Source organism: Kocuria sp. UBA1838 (assembly GCF_002338785.1).
Taxonomy (GTDB): domain Bacteria; phylum Actinomycetota; class Actinomycetes; order Actinomycetales; family Micrococcaceae; genus Kocuria; species Kocuria marina.
Genome location: NZ_DDIY01000001.1, coordinates 17,552 through 19,810, shown reverse-complemented (window position 1 = coordinate 19,810; position 2,259 = coordinate 17,552). Strand labels below are relative to the sequence as shown.

The window sequence follows — 2,259 nt, the reverse complement described above, 5'->3', positions numbered from 1 at the left end:
CCATGATCCCCCGGTCGGTGCGAGTCTCGGAGGCGCCGAGTTATCAGCAGAGCGTCATCACCTACGACCCCAGTTCCACCGGAGCGCTGTCGTACCTGGAGGCTGCGGCGGAACTGGCCAGCCGCGGATCCGGTGCGGCCGAGTAGGCATCTCCGATACCGCGAACTAGGCAGCCCCTTTCTGCGCAGTTGCAGCTGGCGGGCGCCAGGTCGCAAAACGCTGCGCTAATAGATCTTTCCATCATGACCCGGATGTTTCACGTGAAACATCGGGGTAATCTGATGTCAGGCGCGCGGTTACCGCCGGTGAATGGGTCATATGAACGATCCGTTCTTGACTACGATGGATACACCATCACCACCGGGAGGAATTCATCGTGGCAGAACGACGTCGTGGCCTCGGGCGCGGTTTAGGCGCTCTCATCCCCAGCGGGGGGGACGCCCAGGAGCAAACGACACCGCCGGCGGTCGACCCTAGGGACCCCGCAAGTAGTGGCAAGCAGTCCTCTCGAAGGCGCGCGACCGAGACCCCCGATCGGAGCTCGTCTCGTATAGTAGGTACTGCCAACGGGGTACGGGCCACCCCCGCCTCGAAGTCTGTCGACGAGGATCGCCAGGAGGCAACTCCACGCGCGACGGCGACCCCCAAGAAGACTGGTTCGAAAGGCGGCAAGACCGAGGCATCTGGCGCCGGCGCCGAGGCAGCTGGTAAGAAAGCCGGCCCGACCGGTGACGGCAATAGAGGTGGAACCTCAGTGCGTCGGTCGTCGCGATCGACTAAATCGGGGGAAACGGGCTCCGAAAAGGGTGCGGGCACTAAGTCGGACGCGGCCAAGCCTAAGACGCAGGTGAGTTCGACCAAAGACGGTGCCGACGCCGCTGGGTCACGATCCGACGATGTTTCACGTGAAACATCCGATTCCTCGAAGGCTCAGGCATCACGTGGAAGCAAGCCGCCACGGACCCGGAGGGACATGGGCCAGGCCTTACGCAGTACAACGAATGTGCGCCGCCCGGTGGACATGTTCTTCCTGCCGTCGAGTGGTGACGAAGAAACTGATGCGGAAAACTCTGACGACTTTTCGCGTACCGACGAAGTCCGTGACTCTTCGCAGGCCGGAGAGGTGACCCCCTCGAGTGCAGCGGATGGGTCCCACCAGGAGACCGTGCGCAATACACCCACGAATGTCGGTCAGGAGAACCAGCAGGTAAAGTCTGGCTCTGGCGACGTTTCACGTGAAACATCGGTCCAATCTTCTACCACGCGGAACATAGCGCCTCCTTCCGCCTCCGCCGATGGTGCTGCGGACACCGTCGGAGAGAATATCCCCGCGTCGGATGTCATCGCGTCACAGCGACAGGCCGTGACTACCGAACACTCTGCCCAGGAAGACCTGCAGAGCATCCCCGGAGCCACCTTCGCGGAGATCTCGGTCACGGACATCCACCCCAACCGCAAGCAGCCGCGCCAGGTCTTCGATGAGGACGAGCTCGCGGAGCTCGCCTTCTCGGTGAAAGAACTCGGTGTCCTGCAGCCCATCGTCGTGCGTCCCAGTCATGAGGGGGGAGAGCAGAAGTACGAGCTCGTCATGGGTGAACGGCGTTGGCGAGCCGTTCAGGAGGCCGGTCTGGCCGTCATCCCGGCCATCATCCGGGACACGGCGGACGATGATCTCCTGCGGGACGCCCTGCTGGAGAACCTGCACCGGGCTCAGCTCAACCCCCTTGAAGAAGCCGCCGCGTACCAGCAACTCATGGAGGAGTTCGGGGCCACTCAGGAGCAGCTCTCGGAACGGATCGGACGCTCCCGGCCGCAGATCTCCAACACCCTGCGCCTGCTCCGACTCCCGGCGCTCGTGCAGCGTCGCGTGGCCGCGGGGGTACTGAGCTCGGGACATGCGCGTGCACTGTTGGCGCTGACGGATCCCGCCGAGATGGAGCGGGTCGCCCAGCGGATCGTGGCGGAGGGGCTGTCAGTGCGCGCCACGGAGGAGCTCGTCGCCCTCTCCGACGGTCTCAAGCGACACTCGACCAAGCGGAAGACCCCCGCAACCCGCCACGATGATCGACTGGGTTACATCGCAGATGCCTTCTCCGACAAGTTGGACACGAGCGTGAAGATCCAGCTCGGTGCGCGCAAGGGCAAGATGACGATCGAGTTCGCATCGGTCGAGGACCTCAACCGCATCATCGACGTGCTGGACCCCAAGCTGGACGCGAACTGAGCTTTCGCACCCACGAATAAGGGCCGCGATGTTTC

At 63.4% G+C, this 2,259-nt stretch carries 2 protein-coding genes; both read left to right on the top strand.

Annotated elements, in window-relative coordinates:
• Positions 1 to 146: ParA family protein (locus B3I25_RS00095; protein WP_414672678.1), on the top strand; the 146-nt coding region annotated here is incomplete at its 5' end.
• Positions 147 to 1,021: 875 nt separating this feature from the next.
• Positions 1,022 to 2,224 carry a ParB/RepB/Spo0J family partition protein gene (locus B3I25_RS00090; protein WP_414672677.1) on the top strand — a complete coding sequence of 401 codons (1,203 nt, stop codon included), beginning with the start codon at positions 1,022 to 1,024 and terminating at the stop codon, positions 2,222 to 2,224.
• Positions 2,225 to 2,259: the final 35 nt, after the last annotated feature.